This window comes from Dyella sp. (assembly GCF_036746095.1).
Classification (GTDB): Bacteria; Pseudomonadota; Gammaproteobacteria; order Xanthomonadales; family Rhodanobacteraceae; genus Dyella_B.
The window spans coordinates 45,079-60,867 of record NZ_DAIOEU010000026.1 but is presented as its reverse complement, the minus strand read 5'-3'; the positions used below and the strand labels follow the sequence as shown (position 1 = coordinate 60,867).

Here is a 15,789-nt window from a genome sequence, read left to right as displayed (position 1 = left end):
CCGGCATGCCGCAGGACATCTTCGGCCCGGGCGGCATGTATGCGCCCTACGTGCTTGCCCCGCACGTGCGCGATTCGCTGCCGCGGTTGCTGAAAAAGCTCGGCTATCTCACCGTGGCCATCTACCCGACGCATGGCGAATTCCTCAACGGCCGCGATGCGTACAAGGCGTACGGGGTGGACCAGTTCTACGGCGCCGGCGAGCTCGGCCTGGACGACTGGGACGAGACGGATGCGCAAATGTTCGATGCCGCCAAGCGCGTCTACGATAAGGTGAAAAAGCCGCGCCAGCCGGTCTTCATGATGATCCTCACCATCAACCAGCACGGCCCGCATGACGATCCCATGTCGACCTTGCCCAAGCCGTTCCAGAACCTGCTGCAAGGTTTGCCACCGGCGACCGCGTTGAACTTCGATACCTATCTGCAACGCGTGCACGATTCCGATGTGGCGATGAAGGCGCTGGAGCATAACTTCCTCGACCGCGCGCAGCCGACCGTGCTGGTGCACTTCGGTGATCACCAGCCATCGTTCGACGATCTGATGCGTACATTGCCGCGCAATTTGCCATCGTCGCTGCGGCCGTACCAGGACTACCTGACCTACTACATGATCAAGAGCAACGTGCCTGGCGCGGCGTTGCCGACGTATCCCATGCTGGATATCGCGCATCTGCCGGGCATGGTGTTGAAGGCGGCCGATCTGCCGATGGATGCGTACTTCTCCGCGCTGACCTCGTTGCGCGAGCGCTGCAATGGCTTGTATGCCGATTGCGCGGATAAGCCACTGGTGAAGTCGTACTACGGATGGATCTTCAATCGGTTGCGTGTGTATCAGTGATACGGGCGCCTGGTGTCGCCGGGATGCAATCGGACAGCGCAGGGTGCGCGTAACTGTCGCTTGATGTGGACTAACCTTCTTGCTAGATTAACCTAGTTGGTTAGTATCTCCTGCATGGAGAAACGAACACCGCATTGCAAGTTGGTTGTCGTCAAAGCGTTAGTTGAGGAAGGCAAAGTACGCACCACTTACTCTGCGGAGTTCGGGGCTGCGCAATTGGGGCTTGGAGTTCCAGACATAGTCACCGTGGTAATGGCCGCAAGAGCATGACCACGTACGGCGATCATGCGGTTTGGCAAGATGTGTATTGCCCAAGCACGCAAGCGGGCAACGTATATCTGAAGTTGACGGTCATTGACGATGTGCTGATCGTATCCTTCAAGGAGTTATGACGATGAAATGTCCAGCGTGCGGCGTGGCGGCACTGATTCGCGATACCCGCGATCTGCCCTATACCTATAAAGGCGAAACTACCGCGATTCCCGCGGTGACTGGCGATTTTTGCTCTGCCTGCGGCGAATCGATTTTGGATATGGACGAATCAGCGCGCGTGAGCGAGCTGATGTTGCAATTCAACAAGCAAGTGAATGCAGCCATTGTCGACCCTGCCTACATCGCCAAGGTCCGCAAAAAACTCGCTCTCGACCAACGCGAAGCTGCCGAACTTTTCGGTGGCGGCGTCAACGCTTTCTCGCGCTACGAAACGGGGAAAACCAAGCCGCCGTTGGCCTTGGTAAAACTGCTCAAGGTGCTGGATCACCATCCGGAACTGCTTGATGAAGTCAGGGCTGCGTGATTGCACAGCCTGCAGGTCGAGCGCGGCGTACGCCAGCGCATATCTGAATCCGGCGTACCAGCCTAGGCGACCGCCGGATGAGCCACGCCGCTTACCCACGTCTCCCGCACCGCCAACGCATCATCCATCACCACGAAATCCGCCTGATACCCGGCTGCAATGCGCCCATGCGTGCGATCCAGTCCGATCCATGCCGCCGGATAGCTGCTGGCCATCCGCGATGCTTCCGCCAGCGGCAGGCCAAGCATCTGTACGGTATTGCGCACCGCGCCCGCCATGTCCAAACCGGAACCCGCCAGCACGCCAGCTTCGTTCTGGCAGATGCCGTCGCGCATGGTGATGGTCTGTCCGTTGAGCACATATTCGGGACGATCGCTGCCGACCGGCGGCATGGCATCGGTGACCAGCACGCATTTGCCGCGCTGCTTGGCGGCGATGGCGACGCGCAAGGTGGCCGGATGCACGTGATGGCCATCGACGATCAAGCCACACCAGCTGTGCGGATCGTCCAGCGCCGCGCCGACCACGCCCGGATCGCGGCTGGCGAGCGGCGTCATGGCGTTGTAGAGGTGGGTGAAGCCGCACACGCCGGCATCCAGCGCGGCGCGCGTGGTGGCGTAGTTGGCGGCGGTGTGGCCGGCAACCACGACCACGCCGGCGGCATCCAGGCGCGCAATGACCGGCAACGGTACCTGGTCCGGTGCCAGCGTCAGCATTACCGGACCTTTGTGCGGAGCGATCAGTGCTTCGACGTCATCATCGTCAGGCAGGCGGAACAGGTCGGCGTTGTGGATGCCCTTGCGCGCATTGGCCAGAAAGGGGCCTTCCACGTGGATGCCGAGAATGCCGGGCACGCGCTGCTCGATCGCATCATCGACCGCTTGCAGCGCGGCGCGCATTTTTTCTGCGGTGTCGGTAATCAGTGTCGGCAGCATGCCGGTGGTGCCGAACTTGCGATGCGCTTGGGCGATGCCACGTAGTGTCTCGACACTCGGATCATCATTGAACAGCAAGCCGCCGCCGCCATTCACCTGCACGTCGATAAAGCCCGGCAGCAACAGATGACCGTGCAGATCGTGCTTCTGTGCATCGGCGAGACGTGAATCGTCATGCGCAACGATCGCCACGATGCGCTTGCCGCGCACGAGCACGGCCAGGCCCTCACGCGGGCCATGATCACCAAGCACGCGGCCGTTGACGAGGGCGATCAGCGGACTGGGGGGCATCACACCGTCTCCGTCACTTTGCGCAGATGCGGCGGCACATCGGGATCGTAGCCGCGCGCCAGCGACAAGGCGCTGGCCGCGCGATAGAAGCTTTGCACGGCAAGCAGCGGCGTCACGATCGGGTCGATGCCGCCGGGCAGCGGCAGCGCATCCGGACCTTGTGCGCCGGGTGCCGCGACCCATACGCGCGCACCGCGCGAGCGGAATTCGCTGGCGACGGCGAGCGTGTTTTCCAGCGTGCCGTCATCCTGCGCCAGGAACAGCACTGGAAAGCCGTCGCCGACCAGCGCCATTGGGCCGTGCTTCACTTCGGCGGCGCTGAAGGCTTCGGCATGCAGGCCGCAGGTTTCCTTGAGCTTGAGCGCCGCTTCCAGCGCGGCGCCGAACCCGTAGCCGCGACCGACGACGAACAAGTTGTGCACCCCGGCCAGCCCTTGCTCCAGTGCACTCCAATCGCCCTCCCAGCCACGGCGCAGGTCGTTGGGAAGACCTGCGATGGCGGCATGCAGCTTGTCATCGTTGGCCCAATGCGCGGTCAACTGCAATACGGCAGCGAGTGTGGCGAGATAGCTCTTGGTCGCCGCCACGCTGCGCTCGGGACCCGCGCGCAGCGGAATCACCGTATCGGCCAGTGCCGCCAGCGGCGAGTCTTCCACGTTCACCAGGGCAATCACATAAGCACCGGCCTGCTTTGCCGCTTCCGCGCTGCGCAACAGATCGGGGCTCTTGCCGGATTGCGATATCGCCACGAACAGCGCGCCATCGAGCTTCACGTTCGCATCGTAGATGGAGGCAATGGATGGCGATGCCGAGGCGGTGACGAGGCCAAGCCGTGTTTCGAATACGTATTTCGCATACGCGGCAGCATGATCGGAACTGCCGCGTGCGCAGGTCACGATAAAGCGCGGCGGATTCGCGCGCAGGCGTTCGCCGAGCGCTTTGAGGATCGATGCGTTCTGCGCAAGCTGCCGTTCGACGGCGGCGGCGCTTTCCTGCGCCTCGTTGTACATCAGGGTGTCGCGAGCGGATTTCATGGAGACTCCGGAAAAAAATAAGGCGCAGCATGCACTGCTTCCTCTTCCCGCCGGAAAGAGGATTGAGGTGATAGGTAAGCGGGAATGATCAAGTCTGCCGCGGCGGCGCGGTCGACCCGCGTACCACCAGCTCCGGCATGAAGCCTTCGTTGGCCAGTTCGTTGCTGTTCTCGTGCTGCAAACCGCTGATCAGGCGCAGCGCTGCATGCCGCCCGATTTCGCTGGTCGATTGGCGCGCCGTGGTCAGCGCCGGCCATGCCTGCTTGGAGAATGGGCTGTCCTCGAACCCGGCAATGGACAGATCCCACGGCACGTCCAAGCCGGCCGAACGCGCCGCGGCGAGCACGCCCGCGGCAATCTCGTCGTTGCAGCCGAAGATTGCCGTGGGCGGCTCCTTCAGCGCCAGCAATTTGCGCGCGCCGCGAAAGCCGTCGTCGAAGGCGTAGCGCCCGGGCAGGATCATCTTGCGGTTGAGCGCGATGCCGTAATCCTTCAGCGCATCCGCATAGCCCTGGTAGCGCTCCGGACTGGAACGGTGATGCGGTTCGCCCCACAGGAAACCGATGCGCGTGTGCCCGAGCTGGATCAAATGCTCGGTGATCGCATATGCCGCGTCGTGATCGTCCACGTAGACGCAAGGCATGCCGTCCCTGGGGTCTTCGCGCGAGGCGATGATGCGCACGAAGTCCACATCGTTCGCCTTCAGCGTGGCGAGCAGGGCGGATTGCTCCGACATCGGCGGGGCCAGGATCAACCCGGCCAGGCGTGCGCGCTGCACCAGCGATACCAGCTCTTCGGCTAGGCCCGGTGCGGTCGAATCGCAGGGATAAATCTGCAAGCCGAAACCTCGCTCGCGGCAGGCCGACAGCACGCCGTTCTGCATGTCGATCACATAGTGTGCGTTCGGGTTGTCGTAAACCAAGCCGATCGCGTACGCGTGCGAGCTGCTGCGCAAGCTGCGTGCCGAAGGATCCGGGTGATAGCCGAGCTGTTCGATCGCCCGCTCCACCTTTTCGCGGGTCTCGGGTCGTACTGCCGCCTCGTGGTTGATGACGCGCGAAACCGTCTTCAACGAAACGCCGGCGTGTTTGGCGACGTCCTTGATGGTGGGGCTGTGCAACGAGAGATCCTCCCGGGTATTGGGTGGGCATCGTAGCCCAGGGCCCCGGCTTGATGGTGGTGAAAGGGCATGCGCCTGACATCACCAGGCAACCGGGCCTGCTTGATGCGCCAACGCGGCCCGCATGTCCCTCGAGCACCTGCAATGCGGCCGTGCGCGGTTTGGCCGGACGGCCAGTCCGGCGCTGCGCCAGGCACGAACACCGGGCGGGTACTGGGGAACCATGTAAGCCACGCTGAGACATCAAATAGGCTCTTAGCCTGCGTGCGCGCCCACGTTATGCCCGCGCATCCCGTAGTACAGGATGTACAGATAGCACGGCACGATGACAATCACGAACGCGAGCTGGAAGTCGATGTACTGCTTGAGGTGCACGAACGCCTGCGGCAGCAATGCGCCGCCCACGATGCCCATGACCAGCACCGCCGACCCCAGCTCGGTATGGCTGCCCAATCCCTTGATCGCCAGCGGGAAGATCGCCGGCCACATCATGGCGTTGGCAAAGCCCAGCGCGGCCACGAAGGCCACCGATACGTAGCCGTGCGTAAGGAAGGCGCCGATCGCGAACAGTACGCCGAGCACCGCCGATACGGCCAGGTAGCTCTGCTGCGAAATGACGCGCGGGATCAGCGCCGAACCAATGAGATAGCCGGCCAGCATGGACAGCATGGTGTAGGTGGTGAAATGTGTGGTTACCTGCAGCGGCAGGCCGAAGCCCTGGCCGTAGGTATTGATGGCATCGCCCGCCATCACCTCCACGCCCACATAGAGGAACAGGCAGAGCACGCCCAGCCACAAGTGCGGGAAGCTGAAAATGCCGCCCTTGCCGTGGCCAATCGAACGTTCGCTGTTGGCGCCGGAAGGTTTGATCTCCGGCAGCGAGGAAAGCAGGATCCAGATCGCCAGCACCACCAGCAACCCGGCCAGGCTCATGTACGGCCAGAACACGCGCGCGGCGAAATCATTGAGCAGGCTTTCGCGCGCTGGCCCTTCGGCCATGCCGGTCACCTGGCCAAGGAAGGTATCGATGCCCTTCATCACCAGCGCACCGAACGCCAACGGTGCCAGCGCGCCGGCCACCTTGTTGCAGATGCCCATCAATGCAATGCGCTGCGCAGCGCTATCGATGGGGCCAAGAATGCTGATGTACGGATTGGAGGCAGTCTGCAGCAACGACAGCCCCGCGCCGATCACGAACAAGCCGGTGAGCGCGCCCGAATAGATGCGAATGCGCACGAACTCGCCGAACAGCGCAGCGCCGACCGCCATGATGAAAAGACCCAGCACCATGCCCTTTTTCATGCCGGTGCGCTTGAGCACGGCACCAGCCGGCAAGGCGAGCACGAAGTACGACACGTAGAAGGCAAACGGCACCAGGAACGCGTTGATGTCGTCCAGCGTAAACGCCACTTTGACGAACGAAATCAGCGGTCCGTTGAGCCAGGTGAAAAATCCCATGATGAAGAACAGCACGCCGATGATCATCATCGGCAGCAAAGTCGACGTGCGTGGTTCGTCGGCGGTGTAAGTGGTGGACGACATGTAGCGCTTTCCCCGTGGATGAATCCGATGCCGGCAACCGACATCACCGTGATGCAAGACGATCCGGTCCTTTATTGTCCTCAAGGCACAACGTTGTCAATCGAAGGCGTTTTGCAGCACCGACAACGTGCGTCATTTGGTCCTATCGAACGCCTTGATGTGATGCATCGCAGCAGTTTTGGAGCTAGGCCATATGGCCTACATGATCGACCCAAAAATGACGGCATGTCAAAGGGTTAAAAACTTGCACCTGTAACCATGGGCGATGGCATATCGCACTGCGGCACAAGTCCCTGGCGCGCCCATGTTTTCCCCTGTTGACAGCGTTGTCATTCCTGACCAGACTCCGTCACCGAAACGCGCTGAGAGGGTTGCCTGCTGGTTCTGTAGGCAAGCGCGAACAAAACCGTGAGGAGGGGGCGTGGCTCAGGCTGTGGTACATGGCAAGGCGCAATCGGTGCCGTCACCGGAGCCAGCGTTCCTGGCCGCTGATGTCGGCGGCACGCATGCGCGCATCGGCCTGGTCAGCCCGCATCCGGATGGCCGGCGCCCCGTTACGGTGTTGGAATACCGCCGCTACGCCTGCGCCGAATGGCCGAGCCTCACCGCGGTATTGAAAGATTTCGTCACGCAGCTCAGCGCGGGCACGCATGTCGATCATTGCGCCGTGGCCAGCGCCGGCTACGTACTGGGCGATGCCATCGTCAACGACAACCTGCCGTGGCCGGTATCGATCCGCGACATCCGCGAGAGCCTGGGTATCTCCCGCCTTGCCGTCATCAACGACTTCGAAGCGGTCGCCTACGCCACGCAGTTCATGACCCAGGCCGATACCGTGCCGGTGATCGAAAGCAGCGCGCCGCAAGTGGCCGGTCCGGTGCTGGTGATGGGGCCGGGCACGGGCCTGGGTTCGGCGGTGCTGCTGCCCGGCAAGCCGCACGCCACCGTGCTGGCGACGGAAGCGGGACAGATTTCGCTCGCGCCCGGCAACGAATTGGAAATCGACATCCTGCGCTGGCTGGCGCGCGATCGCGCGTATGTCTCTTACGAGCACGCGCTGTCCGGTCCCGGCCTGCTCAATCTTTACAACGCCATTTGCGCCTTGCGCGGTGCAACGCCCGGCCTGCAACTGCCGGCCGATGTCACGCGCAATGCAGTGGAACGCACGGATGCGGCCGCCGTGGAAGCCTTGAACGTGTTCTGCGGATTGCTCGGCAGCTTCGTCGGCGACCTGGTGATGCTGTATGGCGCGCGCGGCGGGGTGTATCTCGCCGGCGGCATCCTGCCGCAGATTCGCGATCTCCTGCTGTCGAGCACCTTCGCCGAGCGCTATTTCAACAAGGGCGTGATGCGCCCTTTTCTGCAACAGGTACCGGTTCGATTGATGGAGCACGGCCAGCTCGGCGTGATCGGCGCCGCTGGTCTGTATCTGGATGGTCAACACGCGCATTGAGTTGCGCGACAGGTGTAGTGGGAAAAGGGGGGTTCAGCAAGAACCGGGCGCAAGCCCTTACGTCATGCAGTACGGACATGCCGCGAACGTTTCCGTGCTGATAAACGCCTCTGTGGGGAGGAAGCCATGTCACATCGCAAAACTCAGCTTGTTGCGAGCATCATCGCCGGCTTATGTTTGTCCGGTGCACTGCATGCGCAAGCGACGAGTCAGGCTGCCACGACCGGTCCCAGTGACCAGCCGGCGCAGCAGGATGCGCACACCCAGAAAACCGATGCCAAGCAGCTTTCGGCCGTCACCGTCACCGGTATTCGCGCAAGCCTTGCCAAGTCGCTGGATACCAAACGCAATGCCGATGCCGTAGTCGATGCGGTTACCGCCGAGGACATCGGCAAGTTTCCCAACACCAACGTCGCCGAGGCGATGTCGCAGATTCCCGGTGTGACCATCGACCGCCGCTTCGGCCAGGGCGAGCGCGTCAGCATCGACGGCACCGATCCCAGCCTCAATCTTTCTTTCCTCAACGGCCATCCGGTCGCGCAAACGCCGTGGCTGCTGGGCGAGCAGCCCAATCGCGGCTTCGACTACACCCAGCTCGCGCCGGAAGTGCTTGGACGCCTGGAAGTCTATAAGTCACCGATGGCCAGCATGCCCGAGGGCAGCGTGGGCGGTACGGTGATCATGCATACGCGCCAGCCGCTGGATCTCGATCCCAACACGATCACCGGCTCGGTGGGTACGGCCTTCAACGACCAGGCCGATCGCGGCCGGCCCAACGCCTCGGTGCTGTACAGCTGGCACGACGCCGCGCGTACGTTCGGCGTGGCGGCCTCCATCGCGCATTACGAAGAACAGGTGGATCGCCAGGGCACCGAGATCTTCGGCTACAGCACGGCGTCGCAGATCGCCGCGGTGAATCCCGCGATAGCCACCGAGGTGGCGAACGGCCAGCTCAACCCGGCCGACAAGATGCCCCAGGAAGTGAACGGTGCCTGGTTCCAGCAGCACCGCAAGCGCGACAGCGTCACCTTGGCGTTGCAATACAAGCCGATCGAAAACCTGGAGCTGGGTTTGAACGGTTTGTACATCCGCGAGAATTTCCAGAACTCCAACCAGTCGTTGTACGGCATCACCACCGACCATCCCACCGGCATCACCAGCCTCACTGCCAACGGCGCGGGCCTGATCTACCAAGGCCACTCGTGCGGCAACGAAACGCCCAGCTGCCCGGACGATGCGCAGACCATCCTCGACGAGAACGTGCGCCAGTCGGTCGTGACCACCCGCGGCGTGGACTTCAATGGCAAGTACCACGGCGATGGCTGGAACATGAGCGGCCAGGCGGGCATCAGCACCGCCGGCAATCCGAACGCGACGGTTGCGCTGTTTTCGCCGCGCTACAACGGCGGCTACACCTGGAACGCCGCGAACGGCGAGACGTTCGATAATCCCGCCGCCGCGCGCAATCCAGGCAACTGGGTGCTGGACAACAACAGCTACCTCACCCGCACGCCGATGCACGCGCTGGATCGCTACGGGCAACTCGACTTCAGCAAGGATTTCCAGAGCTTCATCAACCAGCTGCAATTCGGCGTGCGCTATACCAAGCACAACGAGCGTTCGTCCTGGGATCGCTACTACGTGCCGACCTCGATGAACGGCACCACCATGGCTGACGTGGGTGCGGTGGGCTACACGCCCAACATCTTCAGCAGCTTTCCCGGCATGTCCGGCGACTACCAGCGTCACATCCAGGCTGGCGACCAGACGGCTTACGACTGGATCGTGGCGAACACCCTCGGCGCCGGGGTGCAGCCCGACCCGGCCACCTATCTCGGCAACACCTGGCGTTTGACGCAAAGCGCGAAGGCCGCGTACCTGCAGGCCGATTTCGCCAACGACAACTGGCATGGCAACGTCGGCGCGCGCTACGTGCGTACCACCATCGACACCCTCGGCTACGAGGCCGGCGCCAACGCCGCCCTGCCGCCGCCGCCGGGTTCGGCGCAAACCAGCTCGCGCACCTTCAACGACCTGTTGCCCTCGATCAACGTGGCCTACGACACCAATCACGATGTGGTGCTGCGTGCCTCGGCGGCCAAAGTGATCGCCTGGGCGCCGTACAACGAACTGGTCAACAACACCTCGCTGGTAGACGACCAGCTCACCGGCAGCGGCGGCAACAACAAGCTCGATCCCTACAAGTCCTACAACGTCGACTTTTCCGCGGAGTGGTACTTCTCGGAACAATCGGTGCTGGCGTTCTCGATTTTCCTGAAGCACATCGACAACTACATCCAGACCAACGCGGTGGTCGAGCGCCAGTTCAACTCGCTGTTCGGCACCAATGCCTACACCGCCCTGGAAAACCTGCCGGCGAATCCCGGTGGCCAGGGCAACTGCGACAAGCAAGGCTATTGCGACTACAGCGTGCTGCGTCCGGTCAACGGCGGAGGCGCCAACGTCAAGGGCTTCACCCTCAATTACCAGCAGCCGTTCGGCGATACCGGCTTTGGTGTATCGGCCAACTACACCTACTCGCACGGCAAGGCCAACAACGGTGAAGACCTGCCCTACAACTCGCGCAGCGCCGTCAACTTCAGCCCTTACTACGAAAAGGGCGCATTGAGCGCGCGCCTCACGCTGGGCTACCGCAGCCGCTATCTCGCCGGCGGTTACGTCGCCGGCGCGCCGCCGGCCAGCGTGGGCAACTACACCGACCTGAGCGGCAGCATTGCCTGGCAATTCAATCCGCATCTCTCGGTGAGCTTCGACGCGATGAACCTGCTCAACGAGAACTACTACCAGTACGACAGCACATCGGGCCTCACGTGGAACACGTACACCACCGGACGCCGCTATCTAGCCAGTGTGCATTTCAAATTCGGAGTACCGAACGGGAATGAGTGATGACCACCAAGCAGCGACAACGCTCACTTCCCAACCCTCTCCGTAGCCGGAGAGGACCATCCATGTCGTTGAACAGTTAGAGGGGAGGAAAGAACATGTCACATCGCAAGACCCTGCTTACCGCGAGCATTGTCGCGGGCCTGTGTTGCCTGTCCGGTACGTTGAATGCGCAGGATGCGAGTCAGTCGACGACCGCCAACAATGGTGTTGGCGCGCTGACCAAGAGCCAGGACACGACGAACAGCGCCACCAGCAAAACCAACGCCAAGGAATTGGCCACCATCACGGTTACCGGCATCCGCGCCAGCCTTCAGGCATCGATGGATACCAAGCGCAACGCCGACGCCATCGTTGATGCGATCACTGCCGAGGACATCGGCAAATTCCCTGCCACCAACGTTGCCGAAGCATTGGCCCAGGTGCCGGGCGTCACGCTCGATCGCAGCATCCCTGGCACCCAACGCGTCAGCATCGACGGCCTGGATCCCAGCCTAAACGTCAGCCTGCTGGACGGCCATCCGGTTGCGCAGGCGATCTGGCTGTTTGGCGACAACCCCAATCGCGGTTTCAACTATTCGCTGCTGCCGCCGGAAATTCTCGGCCAGCTGGAAATCATCAAGAGCCCCGAGGCGCGCATCGTCGAAGGCAGCCTTGGCGGCACCGTGCTCATGCACACCGTGAAGCCGCTCGACGTGGCCTCCAACACGCTCAACGGTTCGTTCGGCGTCAACTACAACGACATGGTGGGCAGCCAGCGCCCCAATGGCTCGGTGTTCTACTCCTGGCACAACAGCGACAAGACGTTCGGTATCGACGTTTCCGCCCAGCACTATGAGGAGTACACCTCGCGCGAGGGCATGGAGAACTATGGCTACAGCACCGTGGCGTCGGTCAACGCGGCCGCCGTCGCCGCAGGCAATAACACCATCCAGAACGAAATCAATGCCGGCAGCATCAAGCCGGGCGACCTGATTCCGAACGAACTGAGTGCGGCCAATTTCCAGCAGACGGAAAAGCGCAGCAGCATCCTCACCAATATCCAGTACCGCCCGAATCAGAATTTCGAGAGCACGCTGAGCTTGATGTACATGCGTGACGACCTCGACAACGTCAACCAGTCGACGTATCCGTGGGCCACCAACAAGCCGGCCGGCATCACCTCGCTGACCGAAGGTCCGAACGGCATCATCACCGGCGGCAGCTCGGTGGGTACGCCCTGCTTCAACACGACCAGTTGCACCAGCAATGCATCCACGTTCTCCGATAACTATGCACGCGGATCGGCAGTCACCACCAAGGGCGCGGATTGGAAGGGCACGTACTTCGGTGATGGCTGGCGCCTGAGCGCAGACGCGGGCGTAAGCAGCTCGCGTAACCCGATGACGTCCTTCATCAAGGAAATCTATTACGGCGGCAGCTTCAACTGGAACATCAACAACGGCGTCCAGTTCACCGACCCGAGCACGGCCAACAATCCCAATTACTGGGCAGACAATGGCTGGGGCGGCAATGAGGAAACAATCCTGTACAAGGCTCGCGACACCTACGGCCAACTCGATTTCAGCAAGGATCTCGATGGCTTCGTCAACGAGGTGCTGGTAGGCGTGCGTTATGCCAGCCACTGGGAAAGCCAGGTGGAAAATGCCTATACCGGCCCGCAACAGTTGACCTTGAACCAGATTGGCTATGGCGGCCTGTCCAATTTGTCTGGCATGTCGGATCTGGGACTCTCCGACAGCTTTGTCCGGCACGTTCAGACCAGCGGCTTCAATGCGATCAAGAATGCAGTGCTCAGCACGCCGGGCTTCGGTGTCAACAAGGATGCCAACGTCTACTTCGACAACACCTGGGCAGTGCAGCAGGAGAACGAAGCCGCCTATGTGCAGGCGAACTTCGGCACTGACAACGTGCATGGCAACGTCGGCCTGCGCTTCGTCGATACGAAGTTCACCGCATCCGGCTACAACGTTCCCGGTTATTGCGCTGCCGCCGATACATTCAACTGCGACTTCGGCCCGGGTTTCGGCTGGGTAACGTCCAAGAAGTCTTTCACCAACGTGCTGCCGGCCCTGAACGTCGCCTGGAACATCACGCCGAACCTCATCCTGCGCGGCGCAGCGTCGGAAACCGTTGCCTATGCTCCGTACAACCAGTTGGCCCCGTACTTCGAAGCCAACGACACGGTGCTGACCGCAACTGCGGGCAATCCGGGTCTGAAGCCCTATCGCTCGGCCAACTTCGATGCGTCGATCGAGTGGTATTTCAACGATGAATCGATGTTTGCGGCGTCGGTGTTCTACAAGGATGTCCTCAACTACATCGTCAATGCCGCCACGTACCAGAGCCGGATCAACGGTTCCTGGACCATTCCGGGCTACATGCAAGCAAACGGCAACGCGCAGGTTGCCGCCGGCCTCTGCACGAGCGCCGGCGTTTGCCAATACAGCGTAACGGCACCCGTCAACGGCGGCCGCGCCAAGGTCAAGGGCGCCACGCTGAGCTACCAGCAGGCGTTCGGAGACAGCGGCTTTGGCATGCGCGCCAACTACACCTACTCCGATGCCAGTACCGCGAGCGGTGGTTGGCTGCCGTACAACTCCAAGAACTCCTACAACATCGGGCCGTATTTCGAGAAGGGGCCGTATAGCGCAAGCGTGTCGTACAACTATCGCGACGCCTATCTGGCCGGTGGCTACGTCGCGGGTGCTCCGGCTACCTATGTCGACGGCTTCAAGGAGCTGGATGCTTCCGCAGGCTATCAGTTCAACAAGAACTTCTCGGTCACGCTGAACCTGCTGAACCTGCTCAACTCCAAGTACTACGCGTACCTGGGCAGCAAGACGCAGTTGTCCGAGGAGTATGTGACCGGCCGCCAGTTCATGCTCGAGGCGCATTTCAAGCTCTGATCCAGGTTTCTTCTTCCCCGCCAAGGACCTGGTGATGGTTTGCCAGGTCCATTTTTTTTAAGGGTGGCGATTGCCTCAAGGAGTTGCCGAATGAAGTTTGTTGCACAGTTGATCGTGGCTTGCCTTGCCTCCTGCGTGTTGAAGTCATGGGCGGCAGCGCCGACGATTCTGGTCGATCAGGTCGGCTACGAACGGGCAGCCGGAAAGCAGGCAATCATTTCGGCCGACGCCGGGCAGGCGCTACATGATTTCGAGGTAATCGACGCCGGTACCGGCAAGCCGGCGTATACGGGCTCGTTGCAGGACACGGGCGCTGTGCATAACTGGGGCAAGCAGCACTACTGGCGTGCCGATTTCTCCGCGTTGAAAACACCGGGCCGTTATGTCCTTCAACTGAAAAATCACGACGCCTGCATCCGCTCCGACGAATTCCTGATCCAGGACAACGTACTGGAGCGCAACACGCTCTCCAACGTCATCTATTACTTCAAGGGCCAGCGCGCCAGCGGACTGATGGACAAGGCAGATCGCCGGCTGGCGAGTCCGGATGGCAAGCCCGCTACGCTGGATATCCATGGTGGCTGGTACGACGCCACCGGCGACTATGGCATCCATCTGTCGCACCAGAATCTGACGTCGTATTTCAACACGCAACAATTGCCGCTGGTGGCCTGGAGCTTGTTGCGCAGCTATCAGCAGCTTGAAGCGCGGCATGATCCGGATTTCAGCCAGTATCTGCGCCGCTTGCTTGACGAAGGTTTGTTCGGCGCCGATTTTCTGGTGCGCGACAAGCGGCCGGACGGCTCCTTCTATGAATCGATCGACGCGCCGGGCAAAGACAAGCTTGCGCAGGATCGCCGCATCGGCGATCCCAACTGGCGTACGCAGATCAAGCGCAGCGCCGGTGATGCCGGCGCGCAAATCGAGCAGCCACCGCATGGTCCCCACGCCTATGAGTCCAGCTTCCGTGCCGGCGGCGGCGTGGCGATTGCCGCGCTGGCGCTGGCCAGCACGATGCCTGCCACCGGTGACTTCACCCGGCAGGACTATCTGCGTGCGGCGGAGGATGCGTATCGCTTCCTGGATGCGCACAACAAGGAACTGCTCAACGATGGCGTCGAGAACATCGTCGACGACTACTGTGCGCTGCTGGCGGCAACCGAACTCTATCGCGCCACCCATGATGAAGCCTGGCGGCAGGCGGCCGACCGTCGCGCGCAGAGCTTGATGGCGCGCCTGGTAACGCATGATGGTCAAACGGATTACTGGCGCGCCGACGCGGGAACGCGCCCGTTTTTCCATCCGACCGATGCCGGGCTGCCCGTCGTGGCCTTGCTCGAATACGATCTGATTGCCACGCCCGCGCAGCAATCGGCGGTGCGTGATGCGGTGCGTCACTCGCTAGGCTACGAATTGCACGTGACCGATGAGGTCAACAACCCGTTCGGCTATGCCCGCCAGTTCGTGCGTATGGGTAACGGCACATTGCGCACCGCCTTCTTCTTCCCTCACGACTCGGAAGCCGCGCCGTGGTGGCAGGGCGAAAACGCACGCATCGCCTCCCTGGCCGCCGCGACGCGCATGGCCGAGCCGCTGTTCTCGGGTGATCCCGCGTTTCAGGCGAAGCTGGAAGACTACGCGTGGAACCAGCTGCACTGGATACTCGGCCGCAATCCGTACGACACCAGCATGCTGATGGGTAGCGGCCAGCGCAATGCGCAATACATGTTCTTCCGTTCCTATGAGTACACGAGCGCGCCGGGCGCGATCATCAACGGCATTACGGCGGGCCTGGATGACGAAGACGGCATTGCCTTCAACCTCGGCTATGCGCAGACCGGACGCGACGATGACTGGCGCTGGACGGAGCAATGGCTGCCGCACGATGCATGGTATTTGTATGCGGTGAGCTTGCCGCATGATTGAATGCGCTAACCCACCCACATCCGGTCTTCGTTTCATC

General features: G+C 61.8%; 12 protein-coding genes. 8 read left to right on the top strand and 4 right to left on the bottom strand.

The genetic code is table 11. From position 1 onward, the window contains the following. The 4 genes from V7M64_RS12215 to V7M64_RS12200 form a co-directional block, all read left to right on the top strand. Positions 1 to 839: sulfatase-like hydrolase/transferase (locus V7M64_RS12215; protein WP_333679425.1), on the top strand; the 839-nt coding region annotated here is incomplete at its 5' end. Positions 840 to 953: 114 nt separating this feature from the next. Continuing rightward, positions 954 to 1,109 carry a type II toxin-antitoxin system MqsR family toxin gene (locus V7M64_RS12210; RefSeq protein WP_333679424.1) on the top strand — a complete coding sequence of 52 codons (156 nt, stop codon included), beginning with the start codon at positions 954 to 956 and terminating at the stop codon, positions 1,107 to 1,109. Next, positions 1,106 to 1,231: a type II toxin-antitoxin system MqsR family toxin gene (locus V7M64_RS12205; protein ID WP_333679423.1), complete on the top strand. Its 126-nt coding sequence runs from the start codon at positions 1,106 to 1,108 to the stop codon at positions 1,229 to 1,231. The genes V7M64_RS12210 and V7M64_RS12205 overlap by 4 nt, the downstream gene beginning before the upstream one ends. Further along, the gene (locus tag V7M64_RS12200; RefSeq protein ID WP_333679422.1) at positions 1,228 to 1,635 is read left to right on the top strand and encodes a type II toxin-antitoxin system MqsA family antitoxin; all 408 of its coding nucleotides are present in this window, start codon (positions 1,228 to 1,230) and stop codon (positions 1,633 to 1,635) included. The genes V7M64_RS12205 and V7M64_RS12200 overlap by 4 nt, the downstream gene beginning before the upstream one ends. Positions 1,636 to 1,697: 62 nt before the next feature. Here V7M64_RS12200 and nagA read toward each other — a convergent pair whose 3' ends face one another. From nagA to V7M64_RS12180, 4 genes are all read right to left on the bottom strand, one after another. Beyond that, on the bottom strand, positions 1,698 to 2,861 hold the full coding sequence (nagA, locus tag V7M64_RS12195) for an N-acetylglucosamine-6-phosphate deacetylase (protein WP_333679421.1): 1,164 nt from the start codon (positions 2,859 to 2,861) through the stop codon (positions 1,698 to 1,700). Further along, positions 2,861 to 3,895 (bottom strand): SIS domain-containing protein, encoded by a 1,035-nt coding sequence (locus V7M64_RS12190; RefSeq protein WP_333679420.1) that lies wholly within the window; start codon positions 3,893 to 3,895, stop codon positions 2,861 to 2,863. The genes nagA and V7M64_RS12190 overlap by 1 nt, the downstream gene beginning before the upstream one ends. Positions 3,896 to 3,983: 88 nt before the next feature. After that, the gene (locus V7M64_RS12185; protein ID WP_333679419.1) at positions 3,984 to 5,015 is read right to left on the bottom strand and encodes a LacI family DNA-binding transcriptional regulator; all 1,032 of its coding nucleotides are present in this window, start codon (positions 5,013 to 5,015) and stop codon (positions 3,984 to 3,986) included. Positions 5,016 to 5,270: 255 nt separating this feature from the next. Beyond that, complete coding sequence (locus V7M64_RS12180) at positions 5,271 to 6,557, bottom strand: sugar MFS transporter (RefSeq protein WP_333679418.1); 1,287 nt, start codon at positions 6,555 to 6,557, stop codon at positions 5,271 to 5,273. A gap of 421 nt (positions 6,558 to 6,978) precedes the next feature. Here V7M64_RS12180 and V7M64_RS12175 point away from each other — a divergent pair, with 421 nt between their 5' ends. The 4 genes from V7M64_RS12175 to V7M64_RS12160 all read left to right on the top strand — a co-directional run bounded on the left by V7M64_RS12175 (position 6,979) and on the right by V7M64_RS12160 (position 15,752). Next, positions 6,979 to 8,010: a glucokinase gene (locus V7M64_RS12175; protein WP_333679417.1), complete on the top strand. Its 1,032-nt coding sequence runs from the start codon at positions 6,979 to 6,981 to the stop codon at positions 8,008 to 8,010. Positions 8,011 to 8,136: 126 nt separating this feature from the next. Continuing rightward, entirely contained in the window at positions 8,137 to 10,920 is a 2,784-nt protein-coding gene (locus V7M64_RS12170; RefSeq protein ID WP_333679416.1) for a TonB-dependent receptor, read from the top strand. Positions 10,921 to 11,015: 95 nt separating this feature from the next. Further along, complete coding sequence (locus V7M64_RS12165) at positions 11,016 to 13,826, top strand: TonB-dependent receptor (protein WP_333679415.1); 2,811 nt, start codon at positions 11,016 to 11,018, stop codon at positions 13,824 to 13,826. A 90-nt stretch (positions 13,827 to 13,916) separates the two neighbouring features. Next, positions 13,917 to 15,752 carry a glycoside hydrolase family 9 protein gene (locus V7M64_RS12160; RefSeq protein ID WP_333679414.1) on the top strand — a complete coding sequence of 612 codons (1,836 nt, stop codon included), beginning with the start codon at positions 13,917 to 13,919 and terminating at the stop codon, positions 15,750 to 15,752. The last annotated feature ends 37 nt before the right edge of the window (positions 15,753 to 15,789 follow it).